General features: G+C 73.6%; 11 protein-coding genes. 4 read left to right on the top strand and 7 right to left on the bottom strand.

Features of this window, described 5'->3' with window-relative positions; all coding sequences use genetic code 11:
- The first annotated feature begins 180 nt into the window (after positions 1 to 180).
- From IPJ59_RS11515 to IPJ59_RS11505, 3 genes are all read left to right on the top strand, one after another.
- Positions 181 to 2,946 (top strand): aminotransferase class V-fold PLP-dependent enzyme, encoded by a 2,766-nt coding sequence (locus tag IPJ59_RS11515; RefSeq protein ID WP_293271525.1) that lies wholly within the window; start codon positions 181 to 183, stop codon positions 2,944 to 2,946.
- 68 nt (positions 2,947 to 3,014) lie between these two features.
- The gene (locus tag IPJ59_RS11510; RefSeq protein ID WP_293256085.1) at positions 3,015 to 3,278 is read left to right on the top strand and encodes a hypothetical protein; all 264 of its coding nucleotides are present in this window, start codon (positions 3,015 to 3,017) and stop codon (positions 3,276 to 3,278) included.
- Positions 3,279 to 3,708: 430 nt separating this feature from the next.
- A complete protein-coding gene (locus IPJ59_RS11505) occupies positions 3,709 to 4,269 on the top strand; it encodes a hypothetical protein (protein ID WP_293271523.1) in 561 nt (186 codons plus the stop codon).
- A gap of 69 nt (positions 4,270 to 4,338) precedes the next feature.
- Here IPJ59_RS11505 and IPJ59_RS11500 read toward each other — a convergent pair whose 3' ends face one another.
- The 5 genes from IPJ59_RS11500 to IPJ59_RS11480 all read right to left on the bottom strand — a co-directional run bounded on the left by IPJ59_RS11500 (position 4,339) and on the right by IPJ59_RS11480 (position 11,230).
- Positions 4,339 to 4,929 (bottom strand): Uma2 family endonuclease, encoded by a 591-nt coding sequence (locus tag IPJ59_RS11500; RefSeq protein ID WP_293256097.1) that lies wholly within the window; start codon positions 4,927 to 4,929, stop codon positions 4,339 to 4,341.
- A gap of 12 nt (positions 4,930 to 4,941) precedes the next feature.
- The gene (gene sppA, locus IPJ59_RS11495; RefSeq protein ID WP_293271521.1) at positions 4,942 to 6,780 is read right to left on the bottom strand and encodes a signal peptide peptidase SppA; all 1,839 of its coding nucleotides are present in this window, start codon (positions 6,778 to 6,780) and stop codon (positions 4,942 to 4,944) included.
- Complete coding sequence (locus IPJ59_RS11490) at positions 6,777 to 7,433, bottom strand: RNA polymerase sigma factor (RefSeq protein WP_293256103.1); 657 nt, start codon at positions 7,431 to 7,433, stop codon at positions 6,777 to 6,779. Before IPJ59_RS11490 ends, sppA begins: the two co-directional genes overlap by 4 nt.
- A 138-nt stretch (positions 7,434 to 7,571) precedes the next feature.
- Positions 7,572 to 10,535, bottom strand: coding sequence for an AAA family ATPase (locus IPJ59_RS11485; RefSeq protein WP_293271519.1), 2,964 nt, complete (start codon positions 10,533 to 10,535; stop codon positions 7,572 to 7,574).
- On the bottom strand, positions 10,484 to 11,230 hold the full coding sequence (locus IPJ59_RS11480) for a serine/threonine-protein kinase (protein ID WP_293271517.1): 747 nt from the start codon (positions 11,228 to 11,230) through the stop codon (positions 10,484 to 10,486). Before IPJ59_RS11480 ends, IPJ59_RS11485 begins: the two co-directional genes overlap by 52 nt.
- A gap of 263 nt (positions 11,231 to 11,493) precedes the next feature.
- Between IPJ59_RS11480 and IPJ59_RS11475 the strand changes: the two genes are divergently transcribed.
- The gene (locus IPJ59_RS11475) at positions 11,494 to 13,317 is read left to right on the top strand and encodes a hypothetical protein (protein ID WP_293271515.1); all 1,824 of its coding nucleotides are present in this window, start codon (positions 11,494 to 11,496) and stop codon (positions 13,315 to 13,317) included.
- Positions 13,318 to 13,368: 51 nt separating this feature from the next.
- Here the strand turns inward: IPJ59_RS11475 and IPJ59_RS11470 are convergent, their stop codons facing one another.
- Both IPJ59_RS11470 and IPJ59_RS11465 read right to left on the bottom strand, forming a co-directional pair.
- Positions 13,369 to 14,526, bottom strand: coding sequence for a hypothetical protein (locus IPJ59_RS11470; protein ID WP_293271513.1), 1,158 nt, complete (start codon positions 14,524 to 14,526; stop codon positions 13,369 to 13,371).
- Positions 14,527 to 14,584: 58 nt separating this feature from the next.
- Positions 14,585 to 18,379, bottom strand: a complete 3,795-nt coding sequence (locus tag IPJ59_RS11465) for a serine/threonine-protein kinase (RefSeq protein WP_293271511.1) — start codon at positions 18,377 to 18,379, stop codon at positions 14,585 to 14,587.
- Between the last annotated feature and the right edge of the window lie 57 nt (positions 18,380 to 18,436).

Below are 18,436 nucleotides of genomic sequence, written 5' to 3'. Positions count from 1 at the left end.
GGGCGTCGGCTCTCCACAGGGTGCCGCCCGGGGAGAATGGGCGCGACGGCTTGGACAAGCTGCAAAGGCTGGGTTCGGAAGTCGCGCTGAAGTCCCGCGGACGGCGGCCAAAGGTATCACGCGCGTGCGTTGGCCCGCGTGTGCGGCGTGAGCGGGCGCTGATACCATCCCGGGGTGGCGATGACTGGCGCGCGTGCGTTGCTGGCGAAGTGGGAGTTGCTCGCGGACCTCGACGAGGCGGAGGCGCAGCAGCTGGCGGAGCGGTTGCAGCCGTTCACGGCGGCTGCGGGGGAGCTCGTGGCGGCTCAGGGCGGACCCGCGGATCGGCTGTTCTTGGTCGAGACGGGGCGGCTCGACGCGCACGTGGCGGAGGTCGACGGGGCGCGCGAGCTGCTGTCTTCGGTGGGGCCGGGGGAGCACCTCGGGGAGATGGCGCTCAACCACGCGATGCTGCGCCTGGCGACCATCACTGCGCGCGAGGCGACTGGCGGGTGGGTGCTGCTGGCGGACGACTTCGCGGTGCTGCGGGCGGCGCAGGCCCCGGGGGCGCTCAAGGTGCTGCTGCGGCTGGCTCGGCTGCTGTGCGCGCGCCTGCGGCAGCGCACGCAGGGGATCACGGGGGTGGCCGAGGCGCCGGTCGACGTCGGTCCGGAGCTGTTCGACGGTCCGGGGCCGGTGGAGCCGGTCGCGCTGGCGGAGCTGCGGGTGCTCGAGTTCTTCCGCGACTTTGCGGATGCCGAGCTGGCGCTGCTGCGCGGGGTCTTGCGGCGCTGGCAGATCCCACGCGGGCGGCGGGTGACGACGGCGGGCAGCGCGGGCAGCTCGGCGTGTGTGATCGCCAGCGGGGCGATCGAGATCGAGGTGAAACGCGGGGACCGGCGGCAGCAGCTCGCGGTGGTCGGACCGGGCAAGCTGTTCGGGATGGTCGCGCTGGTCGACGGCGGGCCGCGGCGCACGACCTGCACGGTGCGCGAGGACGCGGTGCTGCTCGAGCTGCGGGCGCCGGACTTCGCGGCGATCATGGCCGCTGGTGGGCCGCTGGCGTTTCGTCTGATCGACCGGATCAACCGCAACTTGATCGCGTCGCAGCGGCACGCGAATCGCGAGGTCGTGCGGCTGTCGCAGGTGGACGCGCCGGGGCACGACGCGGCCCGGCACGCGGCGCAGACCCAGGCGGCGCACTATGTGGGGGGGGCGCCGCGGGAGTTCGATGCCAGCGAGCCGGAGACGGACGCGGCCGAGGCGGTGGCGGCCCGCGAGCTGTTCGAGCGCGAGGCGTTGATCGCGAAGATCCGGCGCTCGGTGATCGGCGACGACGTGGTGATCGACGGGCCCTTCGGGCCGCGTCGCCTGGTCTACGCCGACTACACGGCGTCGGGCCGCTCGCTGAGCTTCATCGAGGACTTCATCCGCAACGAGGTGATGCCGCTCTACGCCAACACGCACACCGAATCCTCGGGGACGGGGGCCCAGACCTCGCGGCTGCGCAGCGACGCGCGGGCGATCATCCACGCGGCGGTGAACGGCGGTGCGGACGACGTCGTGCTGTTCTGCGGCTCGGGGGCGACCGCGGCGATCGCCAAGCTGATCGACGTGCTGGGTCTGCACATCCCGGGCGACCTCGACGCGCAGTACGGGTTCGCGGCCCAGATCCCGGAGGGGCAGCGGCCGGTGGTCTTCATCGGGCCTTACGAGCACCACTCGAACGATCTGCAGTGGCGGCTGTCGATCGCGGACTGCGTGATGATCGACGAGGACGACGATGGCCGCATCGACCTGGTCCAGCTCGAGCGGGAGCTGCTGCGCTACGCGGCCAGGCCGCTGAAGATCGGGAGCTTCTCGGCGGCGTCGAACGTGACGGGCATCATCTCCGACGATGTCGCGATCACGCGGCTGCTGCACCAGCACGGGGCGCTGTCGCTGTGGGACTACGCCGCGGCGGGCCCGTACCTGCCGATCGACATGAACCCGGCGGGCGCGGCGAAGGACGCGGTGTTCATCTCGCCGCACAAGTTCATCGGCGGGCCGGGGACGCCGGGGGTGCTGGTGGTCAAGCGGGCGCTGCTGAAGAACAGCGTGCCGACGGTGCCGGGCGGCGGGACGGTGTCGTGGGTGAGCCCGACCGAGGTGACGTTCCAGCGCGACGCGGTGCGACGCGAGGAGGCGGGCACGCCGGCGATCATCGAGTCGATCCGGGCGGGCCTGGTGTTTCAGCTGAAGGAGGCGGTGGGGGCGGCGGCGATCCGGGCGCGCGAGTCCGAGTTCGTGCGCCAGGCGATCGCGGTGTGGCGCCGCAACGAGGCGCTGTGGGTGCTCGGCAACCTCGGGCTCGACCGCCTGTCGATCGTATCGCTGGTGATCCGCCACGGATCGGGGCACCTGCACTGGAACTACGTGGTGGCCCTGCTCAACGACCTGTTCGGGATCCAGGCCCGCGGCGGGTGCTCGTGCGCGGGGCCGTATCTCCACAGTCTGTTTCAGATCGACGAGGCGCAATCGATGGCCTATGACCAGCTCATCGGCGCCGGCTGCGGGGGGATGCGGCCAGGATGGTTTCGCATCAACTTTAACTATTTCATCAGCGAGTCGGTGTTTCAGTACATGGTCGCGGCGATCGACCTGGTCGCGCGCGAGGGCTGGAAGCTGCTGCCGATGTATCGCTTCGACCCGGCGACGGCCGTGTGGACGCACGTGCGGGGGCGTCCGCGTCCGCCGCTGTCGTTGCATGAATTGCGGTACGCGGGCGGTGAGCTCGAGTTCTCGTCGCTGCGGCAGAGCGAGCCGGAGGCGACGCTGGCGGGGTATCTGCGCCAGGCGGAGGAGATCCTGGCGCGGGCCGCAGCCCTGTGCCCCGAGCCGATCGTCGACCCGAGCCTGCCGGAGGCCGCGGCGTCGCTGCGCTGGTTCCCGCTGCCCGGCGAGGCCCAGCGCAGGCTCAGGTCCTGAGGTGCGCGCATTTGCGCCTCGATAATTACAGGTGCAGACGGCGCTGGGGCCGCGGTATGGTGCGCGCCATGTCCGAGACCTACTACAAAGTCATTGATGGCAAGCGCTACGACAAGCAGATGCTGGAGATCGCCGAGGCGACGACGGCCGGCAAGGGCGACGGCCGGATCTCCATGGCAGACGCGAAGCAGCTGATCGCGGCGGTGACCGACGGCGGCAAGTACACCGATACGGAGAAGGACACGATGGAGTACATCCGCGCGAACTACAAGTTCACGGATGAGGCGGACGTGTGGTTTCGCAGCGAGATCGCGAAGTTCGCGGCGCGCTGAGGTCCACGCCCGGGAAAGGCGGCGCGGTGCCGGCGTAGGTCGCCCGCGTCCGCGGCGATTCGGGCTTCCAGGACGCGCCCATGGCGTCGTAGGATCGACCCGTGCAGATCTTCGACGACGATGACGACGACCCGGCGCTGGTGCCGGAACGGCCCGCTGGCGTTCCTGCACGGGCTGTGGTGCGACGAGGTCAGAGGGTCGACGATCTGCATCCACGCCGGCCGGGACGGCGCGTCGACCGTGTACTGCCGCCGGCGGCGACGACGAGTTCACCGGTCGGTACTCGCACTGGGAATTTCACCGCGGACAGTTCTTCGCGCAGTTCCGCTGGAACTCCGGGCGCTTCAACGGCGTCGTCGTGCTCCAGCCGCGAGCCAGGGACCTCATGGTCGGCGGCTGGTGGCATTCCCACGATCTCACGCGTGACACCGTGCGGATGCTGCCCTTCGCGCCGGGCATCAACCCGTGCCGCTGGGTGCGTCAGGACCCGAAGCGAGCCTGGCCGCTGTGGGCCGCCGAGGCGCTCGGTCTGCCAAACGACGGATCGGTGACCTCGGAGAGCCTCGCCGCGGCATACGCCATACATTCGTCCGGGCTGCCCACAAAGCCCGTGCGGACCGGCGAATCGTCGACTGCCGAGAGCCGGTATCATCAGCGCCTCGCGCGGTGGATCGACCGCGACGGGAGCGTCGCCCGCCTGTCGGGACGGCTCGCGCACCGCAGCTGGTGGTTGTTCCACAACCTGGTCGCGCACCCGCTGCTCGCGCTCGCGGCGATCCGCTGGACCATCGCGCTGCACGACTGGACCAGCCGCCGCCTCAACCGCGACGAATCGCAAGGGCCCTCGCCCGCGCCGCGGATCGAGCGGCGCTTCTGGTGGCTGGTCCACAACCTCGCGGCGCACCCGGCGATCGGGTTCGTGCCGTGCGCGACCACCTTCCGCTGGCACGACGTCAGCGCCCGGCGAATGCGCGTCCCCAGCTGGGCGTGATGGGTTGCTTACGACTCGGACTATCGCCGTGATCTCGTCCGGGTTGCAGGGCCGTGGTACGGCAAGCGCTCAATCGCTGTCGTCGTCGTCGCCGAACAGCACGCCCACGCTGAGCTCGATGGCGGCGAAGGGCTCGGCGCGCACGCGTTCGCCGCGCTCGGCCGTCAACACCTGGAGGTATCCGTCCGCGTGCCAGCGATAGACCTCGAGGCGGCCGGCGAGGGGGTCCACGATCCAGTAATGGCTGACATTGTGTTGGTGGTAGATACGGCGCTTCTTGACCGTGTCATTGTTGACATTCGAGGCCGAGAGGACCTCGCAGATCCAGTCGGGGATCGCGTGGACGAGCGCGCCGCTGGGCGGCGCGGGTGACTTCTCCCGGCGCCAGCCGGCGATGTCGGGGCGCAGGCGTTGGCGCGGGCCGAAGTCGATCAGCACCTCGGTGGCGAACCACCAGCCGCCGGGGTGGCGCCCGCCGGGGCGGCGAGAGAAGGGATTCACGAGCTTGGCGACGAGGAGGCTCTGGGCCAGGCCGTGCTCGCCGGAGGTCTCCTTCTCGACGAGCACGCCGTCGACCAGCTCGCAGTCGTCCGCGATCTGGTCGTCGGTGATCGGATCCGGCGGCGCCTCGGGGATCAGCTTGTACCCGTTGGGCGCCATGGGACCGTGCTTTCAGGGCGCCAGCTCGAGGCCTGGCATGGCGAGGGCGCCGGGGTTGCCGGGGCCGAGGCCGAGGGCGCGGAGCTCGGCGGAGACGGGGCGTAGCTGCTCGATCAGGGCGATCTGGGCCTGGATCGAGACGGGGGCGTCGCTGTTCTCGGGGCCGTCGGCGAGCAGCTGCTCGAATAGCGACTTCTCGGCGGGATATGTGCGCAGTTCGATATCTGCGTCGGCGGCCAGGCCGGCGGCTTCGCGGGCGAGGCGGAGGGCGACGGGCCAGCCGCCGAGCTCGTCGACCAGGCCGATGGCCTTGGCGTCCTGGCCGGACCAGATGCGGCCCTTCGCGATCTCCTGGACCTTCGCCAGCGGGAGGCCGCGGCCGGCGGCGACCTTGGCGGTGAAGTCGGCGTAGACGCGGTCGAGCCAGGCCTGGAAGCGCTGCCAGCCGTGGGCGCTGTAGTCGTCGAGCTCGCTGAACATGTCGGCGTTGGCGGCGGTCTTGAGGCCGCCGTAGGTGACGCCCAGGCGCTCGAAGAGCTTGCGGGTGAGGATCTTGCCGCCGAGGACGCCGATCGAGCCGGTGATGGTGCCGGGCTGGGCGACGATCTTGGCGGCGTCCATGGCGACGAAGTAGCCGCCGGAGCCGGCGACGTTGCCCATGCTGACGATGACGGGCTTGCCGGCTTGCTTGGCGCGGACCGTCTCGCGCCAGATGGTGTCGCTGGCGACGTAGGAGCCGCCGGGGCTGTCGACGCGGAACACGATCGCCTTGACCTCGGGGTCGTCGATCGCCTGGCGCAGGGCCCCGGCGACGGTCTTGGAGCCCATGGTCGGGCCGCCGCCGAACAGCGGGTCGAAGCTGTTGCTGCCGCGCATGACCGGGCCGACGCCGTACACGACGGCGATGCGGGCGCCCTTCTGGTGCGGCTTGCCGGCGCGGGCGAGGTACTTGTCGTGGAACAGCAGCTCGGCCTTGTCGCCCGCCTTTTCCTGCACGCGGGCCATGAACTCGTCGCGGTAGCCGAGGTGGTCGACGAGCCTGGCCTCGAGGGCCTCGGGGCCGAGGAAGGGGCCGCGCTCGATGAGGGCGGTGACGGCGTTGGCGTCGAGGCCGCGGCCGGCGGCGACGCCGGCGACCAGCTGGCCGTGCATGCTGCCGAGGACGGCGCCGAGGGCCTCACGGTGGGCGGGGGTGTAGTCCCGCTCCGTGTACATGTTCATCGCGTTCTTGTACTCGTGGCGCTGGTCCATGCGGACGCCGAGCTCTAACTTGTCGAACACGCCGCGGAGGAACATGGTCGCGGCGGACAGGCCGTTGAGGCCGACGTCGCCGGAGGGTTGCAGCCAGACCTCCTCGAAGGCGGTGGCGAGGTAGTAGCCCTGGTTGCCGGGGCCGAACTCGCCGAAGGACTCGGAGAAGGCGAGGGCGAACTTGCCGGAGGCGCGGAAGGCCTGGACCGCGTCGCGCAGCTCCTGGGTGACGCCCATGCCGTAGCCGCCGGCCCCGAGGTGGCCGACGAGGCCGACGACGCGGTCGTCCTTGCTGGCGCGCTCGAGGGCGGCGACGGTGTCGGCGACGCTGGCATCGCCGCCGCCGAGGATGCGGGAGAGCGGGTCGCTGCCCTTCTGCTCGACGAAGCCGCGTTCGAAGTCGATCTCCAGCACGGTGCGGCGCGGCACCCCGGGGCCGCCGCCGAAGCTGCAGCGCAGGGCGGCGAAGCCGACGACCAGGAGGAACAGCGTGGTGGTGATGCCGCCGATGACGGCGAGGAAGCTGACGAGGCGTCGGCGCCGGGGTGCGGGGGTCGCGGGAGTCGCGGGGGTCTGGTGGGTCGCTGCGGGAGTGGTCATGGGGTGCCCGGCTCCACCACCGGCTTGCGTGAGACCGCGGCGCCCTCGCGCAGGGTTTCGCCGAGCGACTTGGCCCAGCCCGCGAGGTCGCCGAGGGTGCTCTCGAGGGCGGGCTTGGACAGGGCCAGGCCGGCCATGGTGTCGCGCAGCATCTCCTTGGCGCGGCGCAGGCGGCTCTTGACGGTGCCGGCGGGGATCTCGAGGACGGTGGCGACTTCGGTGGCGGACATCGCCTCCCAGTAGTGCAGCTCGAGGGCGATCTGGAGGTCGATCGGGAGCCGGCGCAGGGCCTCGTGGAGGATCTGCTGCTCCATGTGGCGGGCGACGATGGTGCTGGGCGAGGGGTCGAGGTCGAAGAAGGACCGCGACTCGAGCTCGATATGGCTGTCCATCTTGCGCTTGCGGCGGTAGTGGGCGAGCAGCTCGAGGCGGGCCACGCCGAACAGGTAGGTGCGGAAGCTCGAGGCGCCGCGGAAGCGGTCGCGGGTCTCGACGCAGGCCAGCAGGGTGCGCTGCATGACCTCGTCGGTGTCGTCGCCGACCTTGTTGCGCAAGAAGCGATGGATGCTCTCGAAGTGGCGATCGAAGAGCTGGCTGCCGGCTTGCAAGTCGCCGGCACGCCAGGCGTCGAGGAGGGCGAAATCGTCGACCATTGTCTGGCAGGCTAACACGGGCGCCGGGAGCCGTGGCGGGGGCTCTGGACCCTGGCTGGCCGTGAGTCGACGTTGGGCCACGGGCCGCGCGGCGGGTCACCGGGGACCGATGCGTTGGGGTCGACGACAGCGAGGGCGTCAGGGGGCGAGCACGCCGGCGAGGCGGTCGGGGTCGACGACGCCGAGGGCGCCGAGGGCCGCGGCGCCGGCCGGGTCGTGCAGGCGCAGGAGGGCGGTGGCGTGGTGGATCGCGCGGCCGCTGGCGGCGAACTCGTCGGCGGCGGCGCGCAGCAGCGAGGCGGCGGACTCGGGGTGGAGGCTGGCGCGCAGGAGGGCCGCGGAGGCGTGGGCGCCGTGGGCGTGGAGGTCGTCGACGGCGCGGGCGGCCGCGCGGCGCAGGGTCGTGTCGGCGGGTTGTTGGCGCCACGCGGCGACGTGCACGCGGGCGCCCAGCTCGGCCATGAGGACGCTGGCGGCGTGGGTCTGGGCGACGCCGGCGCGGGCCAGAGCGGGGGCGTCGTCCTGCAGGACGGCGACGGCGCGCGCGGGGTGGCCGGTGTAGAGGTGGAGGACGACGCGGGCGTGGGTGAGCTGGAGGTGCTGGTTGTGGTAGCCCAGCGCGGGCGGGTGGGGCCAGGCTCGCTCGGCGGCGGCGAGGGCCGCGTGGGCGGCGGGGAGGTCGTCGCGGGCGAGGCGGAGCCAGAGGTCGAGGCCGTGGAGGGTGACCTGGGCGCAGCGGTCGTCGTGCTCCGCGGCGGCGTGGAGGCGGGGGGGCAGGCGTTCGGCGAGCAGGGGTAGGCGGCCGAGTTGAAGCAGGGCGAGCAGGCCGTGGCCGTCGACGAGGTTGCGGGCGTGGGGCAGGGCGAGGTCGGCGTTGGCGGTGAGGGCCTCGGCGCGGGCGAGGACGGCCGCGAAGTCGCCGGTCTGGGCGGCGTCGAGGAGCAGGACCATCTCGACGAGGTAGGTGGTCTCGCGGTCGTTCAGGCGCTGGGCGAGGGCGCGGGCCTCGGCGAGCATGGCGAGGCAGCGGGGCCGGCCGGCGGGGCCGAGCTGGGCGGCCAGGGTGGCCTCGAGGGCGATCGCGCGGCCGATGTGGGATGGTTCACCTGTCTCGAGGGACAGCAAGAGATGCTGGGCCTGGATGTCGGCGGCGCTGCCGGGGTCGACGACGAGGGCGCCGACCGTCGCGGCGCGCAGGAGGTCGACGCGGGCCAGGGCGGCGCGCGGGACCTCGCTGGCGGGGCGCTCGCTCCACTGCAGGCCGCGGACGGCCATGCGACCGCGGCGCCAGAGCGCGGCGAGGCGGCCGCGGACGCTGGCGGCGGGGAGGGCGAGTCCGGCGGTGGTGAAGCCGTCGGCGAGGGCCTTGCGGCCGTCCTCGAGGTGGCCGGCGCTGAGGAGATGGAGGGCCGCGTGGGCGCTGCACTCGATCTGGGTCTCGCGGTCGACGCCTGTCCTTGCGGCCAGGTAGGCGTCGGCGGCGGCGCGGCTGCGGCCGGCGCGGGCGAGGGCCTCGGCGCGCTGGATGTGGAGGGCCGGGGCTTCGGCGGGGCTCCACTCGCTGGTGCGCAGGAGGATCGCGGCGGCGCGATCGAAGTCGCGGGCGGTGGCGGCGGCGCGGGCGGCCAGGCCGGCGTGGTGGCGGGCGCGGGGCACGTCGCCGGCGCCGCGGTACAGGCGGCTCAGGAGTTCGTGGTCGGCGTGGTCGTCGGGTTGGGCGGCGAGGGCGGCGGCGAGGGCAGCGGCGAGGGTGGCATGCAGGGCGCGCAGGGCGGTGCCGTCGAGGTGGGCGAGCACGACCTCGCGGGTGCGCTCGTGGTAGGCGTCGAGGCGCTCGCCGTCGGCGGCGGAGAGGCTGCGCAGGAGGCCGAGGCCGAGCAGCTCGTGGACGACGACGCGGGCGTCCTTGGCGACCTCGGCGGCGCGCAGGGCGGTGGCGGCGTGGACCGGGCCGCCGGCGACGGCGATGAGATCGAGGAGGCGGCGCTGGGGCTCGCTGAGGCGGGCGATGCGGATCTCGAGCAGCTCGTCGAGGGTGACCTCGGGGGCGGCGCCGCGGCCGTGGGCGACGAAGCGGGCGAGGTCGTGGACGAACTGCGGGCTGCCCTGGGCCTCGGCGGCGAGCTTGGCGAGGCGGGCGGGGGCCGTGTCGGCGCCGAGCACGGCGGAGGCGAGGGCGAGGGTCTCCTCGGGGTCGAGCGGGCCGAGCTCGATCGCCTGCACCGAGAGGCCTGGCGCGAGGGACATGTCCTGAAGGACACGCAGGGCGGGGCTGGTGTCGCGGTCCTCGCTGCGGTAGCTGGCGATCAGGAGCACGGGCGGCGGGTCGGGCGGGGCGAGCAGGGCCTGGAGGGCGCGCACGCTGCCCTCGTCGCCCCACTGCAGGTCGTCGATCCACAGCGTGAGCGGGCGCGGGGCGGTGAGGCGGGCGAGGAGGTGGCGCAGGGCGGCGAAGGCGTCGGGGCCGAGCAGGTGGTCGGCGGGGCGGCTCGGCGGCTCGGCTCCGGCGGCGGCGGTCTGCAGGACCGGGAACAGCGGGGCGAGGGCGGCGACGGCGGGCGCGAGCTCGGGGCGCGGCTGCTGGCGCAGGTGGCGGGCGAGGGCGTCGACGAGGCTGTCGAGGGCCTTGAAGGGGACGCCGTCGCGTTCGTAGCAGCGGGCGCGCAGGACCACGGCGGAGCGGCGCAGCTCGTCGGTGACGTGGCGGATGAGGGCCGACTTGCCGAGGCCGGCGCGGCTGCACAGGAGCACCACGGCGGGGCGGCCGTCGGTGCAGACGGAGGCGTAGGCGCCGCGCAGGCGCAGGGCCTCGGGGCCGCGGCCGATGAAGCGGCGGGCGCCGACGTGGGTGGCGGCGGGCGAGAGGTAGGCGAAGCCGCGGGTGTGGCTGACCTCGGAGCCCTGGTGCAGCCGCTCGAGCAGGTCGGCGCCGGTGGGGCGGTGTTCGGGGAGGGGCTGGAGCAGCTGCATGCAGAGCTGCTCGAGGTCCTCGGGGATGCCGGCGGCGAGCGAGCGCGGGGGCGTGGGGTGGTCGCTCTGCTTGCGCTCCATCAAGGTGGCGATGTTCTCGCCGTGGAACGGGACCTGGCCGGTGAGCGCCATGTAGAGGGTCGCGCCGAAGGCGTACCAGTCGCTCGGGGGGTGCGCGGGCCGCCCAGGGCCTGCTCGGGGGCCATGTACGCGGGGGTGCCGACGACCATGCTGCCGGCGGTCGACTCGAGGGTGCCGACGGACTCGTCGCCGACGAAGCCGAAGTCCATGAGGACGACGCGGCCCTGGTGGGTGACCATGACGTTGGTGGGCTTGATGTCGCGGTGGAGCTTGTGGGCGTGGTGGAGGGCCTGGACGCCCTCGGCGAGCTGGGCGAACACGGCGCGCAGGCGCGGGAAGTCGGCCACCGGCGTGAGCGGGAGTTCGGCCTCGTCGGGGCTCTCGGGTTCGGCGCCCCACAGGTAGCGCAGGAGCGGGACGCCGCGGACCAGCTCCATGGTGAAGAAGTACTGGTGCTGGTCGCGGCCGAGCTCGTAGAGGCCGACGAGGTTCGGGTGGGTGATGCGGGAGAGGGCCCGGAACTCGCGCTTGAACAGGGTGAGGGCGCGGGGGCTGTGGCCGCGGAGGGTCTTGAGGGCGACCTGCTCGCCGCGCTTGGGGTCGAAGACCTCGTAGACGAGGCCCATCGCCCCCGACCCGAGCAGGCGGACGATCTCATAGCGGTCGATGGTGACGGGCTGGCGCGGCTGGCCGAACACCGTCGCCCGCATCAGCGCGCGCAGTCTGTCCGCTTCGAGGTCCTGCACGGCGGCCGGCAGCGTAACACGCCCGGGCCTGTGTTCGGACGGTCCTCACGTCGAGGCCACGGTGTCACGACGGTGTGTCACGGCGGGGCCCGACGGACCACGCCTGGGGGCCGCGTTCGCGGGAGGTCGCGGTGCGGGTGGATCTGCGGCTGCACGCGGGCGACGAGGCGTGGTAGGCGAGGGGCTGCGAGGTGTTCATGCGATCTCGATCCGGTCTCTCTCGGGGTATTACGGCGCTCGCGTGGCCGGCCTTCGCTGCGCTGATGTTCGGCTGTAGCGATGATGGCAGCCGCGGTGACGGCACCGCGGCGTCGGCCAGCGTGACCATGAGCGGCGGCTCGCTGACGCAGACCGGCGGCGCGAGCGAGGCGAGCACGGGCGAGTCGCCGCCGACGACCGGCGCGCCGACGAGCACGCCGACGACGGTCGACCCGAGCTCTGGCGGCGGCGGTCCCGAGGGCGTGCTGGTGATCGATCCGGCGGCGGTGATGATCGTGATCGACAACGGCGCGGCGCCGGCGGTGCAGCTGACGGCGAAGCTCGACGGGGCGCCGGTGAAGGCGACGTGGAGCAGCGAGGCGACCTTCCTCGGCAAGGTCGACGACAACGGGGTGGTCACGGCGTCGGGCGGCTTCGGCGGGCACTTCGGGGTCGAGGCCAGCTACGACAGTCTCAAGGCCGACGCGGACGTCGAGGTGTTCCTCAAGCACGAGCTGGTGATCGGCGACATCACCGACGCCGACAAGCAGCTGCTGGACGGCGCGGTCGATCAGGACCCGACGGCGCAGCTGGCCTACCCGTACGACGGGATGGTGTTCCCGACCGGGCTGCCGGCGCCGGAGCTGATGTGGAACGGGACCACGGCGGGCGACAAGTACCTCGTGCATTACACGCACGAGCTGCTCGACGTGAAGATCTACACCACGGCCGAGCCGCCCTCGCGCTATCTCATCGACCAGGCGATCTGGGACGCGATGGCGAAGACGGTCGCGGGCGGCGAGCTCAAGCTGAGGATCCATCGCCTCGTGCTCGGTCAGCCGAGCGCCACGGTGATCAGCGATGACGCGTGGACGATCTCGGCGGAGCCGCTGATCGGCTCGGTGTACTACTGGGCCAACAGCCTCGGCCGGGTGCTGCGCATCAACCCGGGGGCCAACGCGCCCGAGGACTTCCTGGCGGCGGGCGGCCAGAACGGCTGCAGCACCTGCCACTCGGTGTCGGCCAACGGGCGCACGCTGATCCTGGGCGGCGACATCTCGGTGTCGAACTGGGACCTGGCGAGTAACGCGAGCAAGCTCGACATCACCGGGGTGGGCAAGCCGATCCGCGACTGGGCGATGGCGGGGGTCTCGGCCGACGGCGCGGTGGTGGTCGAGAACGGCGAGACCTCGCTGCCCGGGCCGCCGGGCGGTCACGACGGCATGTGGGACGCGCTGACGGGGACCAAGCTGGCCAACACGGGGCTGGACGGGGTCCTGCTCAACATGCCGGCGTTCTCGGCCAACAACAAGAAGCTGGCCTTCGTCGATCACAACAGCCACGCGCTGTCGGTCTACGACTTCGACGAGGCGCTGAAGCAGGTGACCAACCCGCTCGAGCTGGTGACGCCGGGCAACGACCCGGCGCTCAACGGAATCACCTTCCCGAGCGTGATGCCCGACGGCTCGTGGATCACCTACCACCGCGGCGCGTACCCCAACTCGCTCGACACGCGGCTGAGTCAGGGCTTCCTGTACCTCGCCAGCAGCTCGATGCCAGGCGCGGAGATCCGGCTGGCCAACGCGAACGGCGACGTGTACCCGTTCGTCGCCGGCGACCGCGACCGCGGCTGGAACTACGAGCCGACCTTCGCGCCGCGCAACTCGGGCGGCTACGCGTGGGTGGTGTTCACCTCGCGCCGGACCTTCGGCAACCGCAGCGTCGGGACCAAGGACGAGGTCAAGCAGCTGTGGATGATGGCGATCGACGAGAACCCGATGCCGGGGGTCGACCCGTCGCACCCGCCGTTCTGGATGCCGGGGCAGGATGTCACCACGCTCAACATGCGCGGGTTCTGGGCGCTCGAGAAGGACGATCCGGGCGGCTGATCGCGCGGGCGTGCGTGCGCGCTGGGTGGGCCCGATGCACGGCGACTGCGCTCAGCAGGGGCAGCCGTGGTACGGGATGTTGAAGCGCTGGAGCGTGCTCGTGGGGCCGCGGCTCTCGAGCTGGAGGCCGCCCTCGGTGACGGCCTCGAGGTGGCCGTCGCGCTCGAGGTCCATGACGGCGAGCGGGTGCAGGAAGCCGGGGTCGTCCTGCGCGACGGGCTCGCCGCTGTCGAGGCGAAACAGCACGGCGACCTGGTCGGAGAACAGGCCGCTGCAGGCCTCGCCGCCGTCGCCGATGACGACGTTGAGGTAGCTGCGGGTGCCGCTGAGCTCGTCCCAGCGGGTCACCTGCAGGGTGTCCTTGAGGTACACGGACCAGGCCGGCTGGTCCTCGCCGGACTCGGCGTTGTGCTGGCGGTAGGCGCGGGCGAGGGCCTCGATCTGCGGCATGCCGGCGAGCTGGGCGAGCAGCTTGGCGCGCAGGGCCGGGTCTTGCTCGTCCTGTTCGCGGGCGGCGAACACGGCGGGGGCCGGGAGCGCGGCGGCGCGGGCCCACACGCCCTCGCAGCGGCCCTCGTCGCGGTGGAGGCGAGCGCGCAGCAGCTGGGCCTCGGCGAACACCTGCTCGCGGACGGCGAGGCGCTGGGCGGGGGTGAGCTCGTCGTTGTCATCCTCGGGGTAGGCGAGCTCGCCGTCCTGGCGGCCGAAGATCGTGAGGCTGTCCGGGCGAGTGGTCGCGGTGCAGGTGCTGCCGTCGGCGGCGTGGACGATGATGCGGGCGTCGGCGAGGGCGCGCAGCGGGTCGGGGAGGCGGGCCGCGTCGACCCGCTTGCTGACCTCGACGGCCCAGGCGCGCGGGTGGTTGCGAAGCTGTCCCTTGGACCAGCTGAGATCGGGGGCGGTGCTGATGACCAGCTGGCCGTCGTACATGAGCATGCCGGCGCCGGCGAGCGCGATGGACGGGTCGATCGGGGACGGCGGGTCGGTGGCGACTGGTTCGACCGCGACGGGCTCGCTGGGCTCGGCGGGCTCGCTGGGTTCGGTGGTCGGGGCGACGGGCGCGGGCGCGGGACAGACCGACGCGGGCGCGGGCTCGACGATGACGATCGGCGCGGGCGTCGGTGCGAAGGCGAGGTAACCGGTCGCGACCGCCATCGGGGTCAGGAGGATCGTCGCGTAGATCAGGGTGTCGAGCTTGCTGCGGGGCATCGGCGCAGCAACGCGGGTGCGTGGGGCCGGGATTCCGGCGCAGGGACGCGCGGCGGGCTCACGGCGGGAGGGCGCGGGTGGGGAAGCCGGGGACCAGGGTGGCGAGCAGGCGCGGGATGTCGGCGACCTCCTGGGCTTGCAGCCAGGCGTCGGCGCTGCTGCGCCAGCGCTGGCCGTCGGGGCCGGGCTGGAGCTCGCCGCGGCGGCGGCGGGCGGCGGCGGCGAGGAGGGCCATGTCGGCGGCCTCGCAGCCGGCGGCGGCGTCGGCGAGGTGGTGGATGGCGCCTTCGATCTGGCCGGCCCGGGCGGCCGCGCCGGCGCGCAGCAGCTGGGCGAGGGCGTCGCCCCACGCGGTCTGCTCCGCCTCGATGGCACGGGCGTCGGCGAGGATGCGGCGCTCGGGGCCGAGGCTGGCGAGCAGGCAGCGGCCGCGCAGGTGGAGGGCCTCGACGCGGACCAGCTGGATCCGCAGGAGGGTGCCGAGAGAGCCCCAGGCGCGCTCGAGGCGGGCGAGGGCCCGGACCGGGTCGCCGCGGTAGAGGTCGATGTTGCAGCGGGTGTGCAGCTGCCAGTAGAGCTGGACGCCGCGGGCGGACCAGCGGCGCTCGGCCTCGTCGACGCTGGTGGCGGCCTCGTCGACGGCGCCGCGGGCGAGGGTGTGGAGGTGGGTCGGGCCGCCGCGCAGGCTGGCGAGCAAGTAGAGGTTGCCGCGGCTGTCGGCCTCGCGGAGCAGCGGGGCGACGCGCTGGCCGACGGCCGCGAGTTCGCCGCGGTAGACGAGGGCGGCGAGGCCGAAGATCTGGGCGTTGACGAGGTCCCACGCGCCCTCGGGGCAGCGGCGGAGGATCGCCTCGGCGGCGCTGCTGGCCTCGTGGGCCTCGCGGAAGCGGCCGCCGAGGTAGGCGGCGATGCCCGCGGTCATCGCCACGGTGCCGCGGAGATGCGGCTGGTCGAGGCGCTCGGCCAGGGTGCGGGCGGTGTGCAACAGGCGGGCGGTGCGACGCAGGCTGCGGGTGCCACCGACGGCGGAGAAGGCGACCTCGCCGGCGAGGGTCCGGCAGATCCGCAGGGGCTCACCTGCCCGAAGGGCCAGGCGCAGCGCGAGGCTCTGGAACTGGCCGGCGGCGATGTCGTCGACCATGCCGAGGCCGGAGGCGCCGACCGACCAGGCGACGTCGGCGCGGCGGAGCAGGGCGCGGGGGATCGCGGACTCCGGGCGCTCGCGGAAGCGCAGGCCGCGGAGCGCGAGGGCGATGCGGTGGCCGATCAGCGCGAGCAGGGCGCCGGTGCGGCTGGCCGCGAGCTGCATGCCGACGCTGGCGAGGACCTGGCGCAGCACCGTGATGCCCTCGTCGATCTGGCCGCCGCGCAGGCGCTCGAAGCCGGCGCGGCGCAGGAGATCGAGGGCGGGCTCACCGGCGTTGGCCGCGGCGGCGCGGAGGAAGGCCTCGGCGGCCTCGATGCCGCGGCCGTCGCTGGCGAGGGCCTCGCCGAGCAGGACCTCGAGGCGCGGGCGTTCGCTGGCGGGCGCGTGGGCGATGGCGGCGCGGTAGAGGGCCGCGGCGCGCTCGAACGCGAGGGCGGCGCTGGCCCGGGCCGCGGCCTGCAGGGTGTAGGCGGTGGCGCGCTGGGTCTCGCCGGCGGCCGCGAGGTGGACGCGCAGGCGCTCGATGTCCGGGTTGGCGGCGCGCTCGAGGGCGTCGGCGAGGTCGCGGTGGATCTGGCGGGTGCGGGCGGGGTCGAGGTCGGCGAGGACGGCCGCGGAGACGCGGTCGTGGAAGGGTTCGATGGTGGTCTGGCCGTCGGCACGGTGGCTGCGCAGGAGGTGCTCGCGCCGCAGGGCGGCGAAGATCGGCTGCGGGTCGCTCTGGTGGCGGGCGACGGCGGCGACGATGGCGGGGTCGATCGGGTCCGCGGCGATGGCGACGACCTCGAGGAGGGCGCGGCTGGCGAGGTCGAGGCCGGCGACGCGGCGGCGCAGGAGGTCATCGAAGTCGGCGAGCTCGGGGTCTCCCTGCGCGTCGCCGCGGTCGCCGACGAAGCGGCACAGCTCGGCGAGGAACAGCGGGTTGCCGCCGGCCTCGAGGGCGAGGGCCTCGGCGTCGCTGCGGCGCGGTGAGCCGATCAGCAGGGCCCGCGCGAGCTCGCTGGCGGCGGCGAGCGGGAGCGGGCCGAGCTCGAGCTCGCGGCGGACCAGGCGGGGCTGCGGCGGCAGGTCGAGGAGGGCCTGCACGCAGGGGCCGGGGCCGGCGTCGCTGCGGTGGCTGGCGATGAGGAGCAGCGGCGGTGGGTCCGGCGCGGCGAGCAGCTCGCGCAGCAGGGCGGCGCTGTCGCGGTCGCCCCAGTGGAGGTCGTCGATGGCGAGCACGAGGGTGGCGGTGCTGGCGAGTAGACCGGTGACGAGGTTGCCGAGGAGGGCGCGCAGGGCCGCGAAGGCGCGCTGGCGCAGCTCGTGGGGGGCGAGCGAGTCGTCATCCTGCTGGGCGGCAAGCTGGGCGGTGGCGCGGGCGATCGCGGGGACGCGGCGGAGCACCGGGAACAGGCGGGCGAGGGTGGCCAGGTGCGGCGGGAGCAGGCGGGCCACGACGGCATCCTCGCGGCTGTAGAGCTCGCGGGCGAGGGCGTCGATCAGGCCGTCGACGCCCTTGTAGGGCACGCTCTCGCGTTCGCTGCAGCGGGCGCTGAGGACGACGGTGGTGCTGCTGTCGTGCTCGAGCGCGGCGACGAAGTGCTCGAGCAGGGCGCTGCGGCCGAGGCCGGGGGCGCCGCGCAGGCGGACGAGGCTGGTGCGGCCGGCCCTGGCGTCGGTGAGCGCCTCGGCGAGGCGGGCGAGCTCGTCGCCGCGGCCGAGCAGGGTGGCGGAGACGTGGGCGCCGGAGCGGGCGGCGTCGAGGCTCAGGGTGGTGCTGCTGGCGGCGGGGTCGCTGCCGAGGAGGGCGAGCACCTCGGCGTCGCTCGGGCGGTGCTCGGGGTCGCGGGCGAGGAGGGCCATGCACAGCGCCGCGAGGTCGGAGGGGACCTCGGGGTTGCGGGCGCGGACCGAGGGGGCGTCCTGTTCGATGCGGTGGGTGAGCATCTCGAGGAGGGTGCCGGAGAACGGGAGCTCGCCGGTGAGGGCCTCGAACAGCATGACGCCGACGCTGTACCAGTCGGAGGCGGGGGAGGTGGGCAGGCCGGCGGCCTGCTCGGGGGCCATGTACTCGACGGTGCCGACGATCTGCGCGGCGTCGCTGCGGCGACCGTGGCGCTCGGCGACGAGGCCGAAGTCGAGGATGACGACGCGGCCGGCGGGGGTGATGAGCACGTTCGATGGTTTGAGGTCGCGGTGCTGCATGCCGCGGCGGTGCAGCGCGGCGACGCCGGCCGCGAGCTGGCGCAGCAGCGGGCGCAGGCGGTCGGGGTCGACCGGGGCGCGGGCCGAGCTGCGGGGCGGGGCGGCGCCGGTGCTCGGGTTGCTGAGCCTGGCGAGCTCGGCGGGGGCGAGGCGGACGGTGTGACTGAGGCCGTCGATGCTGCTGCGCGGGGCGGTGGTCGTGGGCTCGCTGCCGAGGGCGGCGAGGAAGTCGCGACCCTCGACGAGCTCCATGGTGAAGAACCACTGGTCGCCCTCGGAGACGAGCTCGTGGAGGCGGACGAGGTTCTCGTGGCGGACATCGGCGAGGGCGCGAAACTCCCGCTTGAAGCGGTAGAGGGCCTCGGGCTGGAGCTCGCGGAGGGTCTTGAGGGCGACGATGACGCTGCGTTCGCGGTCGAGGGCCTCGAACACGACGCCGTAGCCGCCGGCGCCGAGGCGGCGGCGCAGCTCGAAGCGGGCGTTGCCGCCGAACTCCGGGCCGGGTGCGGAGGCGATCATCGGGGCGCGAGTGTACCGCGGTCCGGCGGGCTGGTGCGGGGCGGCTCGGGCGGGGCT

The organism is Nannocystis sp. (assembly GCF_016714285.1).
GTDB lineage: Bacteria > Myxococcota_A > Polyangia > Nannocystales > Nannocystaceae > Nannocystis.
Note: the sequence above shows the minus strand (reverse complement) of the source record. Positions and strands in the feature narration are given on the sequence as shown.

What these genes read in the sequence shown, in the direction of transcription:
- IPJ59_RS11485 (WP_293271519.1), bottom strand. Translation starts at nt 10,535, where the DNA reads ATGGCGCTCACCGGCCAGGTCCCGTTCCACGGCGAGAACATCGCCACC.
- IPJ59_RS11475 (WP_293271515.1), top strand. Translation starts at nt 11,494, where the DNA reads ATGTTCGGCTGTAGCGATGATGGCAGCCGCGGTGACGGCACCGCGGCG.
- IPJ59_RS11490 (WP_293256103.1), bottom strand. Translation starts at nt 7,433, where the DNA reads ATGGTCGACGATTTCGCCCTCCTCGACGCCTGGCGTGCCGGCGACTTG.
- IPJ59_RS11500 (WP_293256097.1), bottom strand. Translation starts at nt 4,929, where the DNA reads ATGGCGCCCAACGGGTACAAGCTGATCCCCGAGGCGCCGCCGGATCCG.
- IPJ59_RS11515 (WP_293271525.1), top strand. Translation starts at nt 181, where the DNA reads ATGACTGGCGCGCGTGCGTTGCTGGCGAAGTGGGAGTTGCTCGCGGAC.
- IPJ59_RS11465 (WP_293271511.1), bottom strand. Translation starts at nt 18,379, where the DNA reads ATGATCGCCTCCGCACCCGGCCCGGAGTTCGGCGGCAACGCCCGCTTC.
- sppA (WP_293271521.1), bottom strand. Translation starts at nt 6,780, where the DNA reads ATGACCACTCCCGCAGCGACCCACCAGACCCCCGCGACTCCCGCGACC.
- IPJ59_RS11470 (WP_293271513.1), bottom strand. Translation starts at nt 14,526, where the DNA reads ATGCCCCGCAGCAAGCTCGACACCCTGATCTACGCGACGATCCTCCTG.
- IPJ59_RS11510 (WP_293256085.1), top strand. Translation starts at nt 3,015, where the DNA reads ATGTCCGAGACCTACTACAAAGTCATTGATGGCAAGCGCTACGACAAG.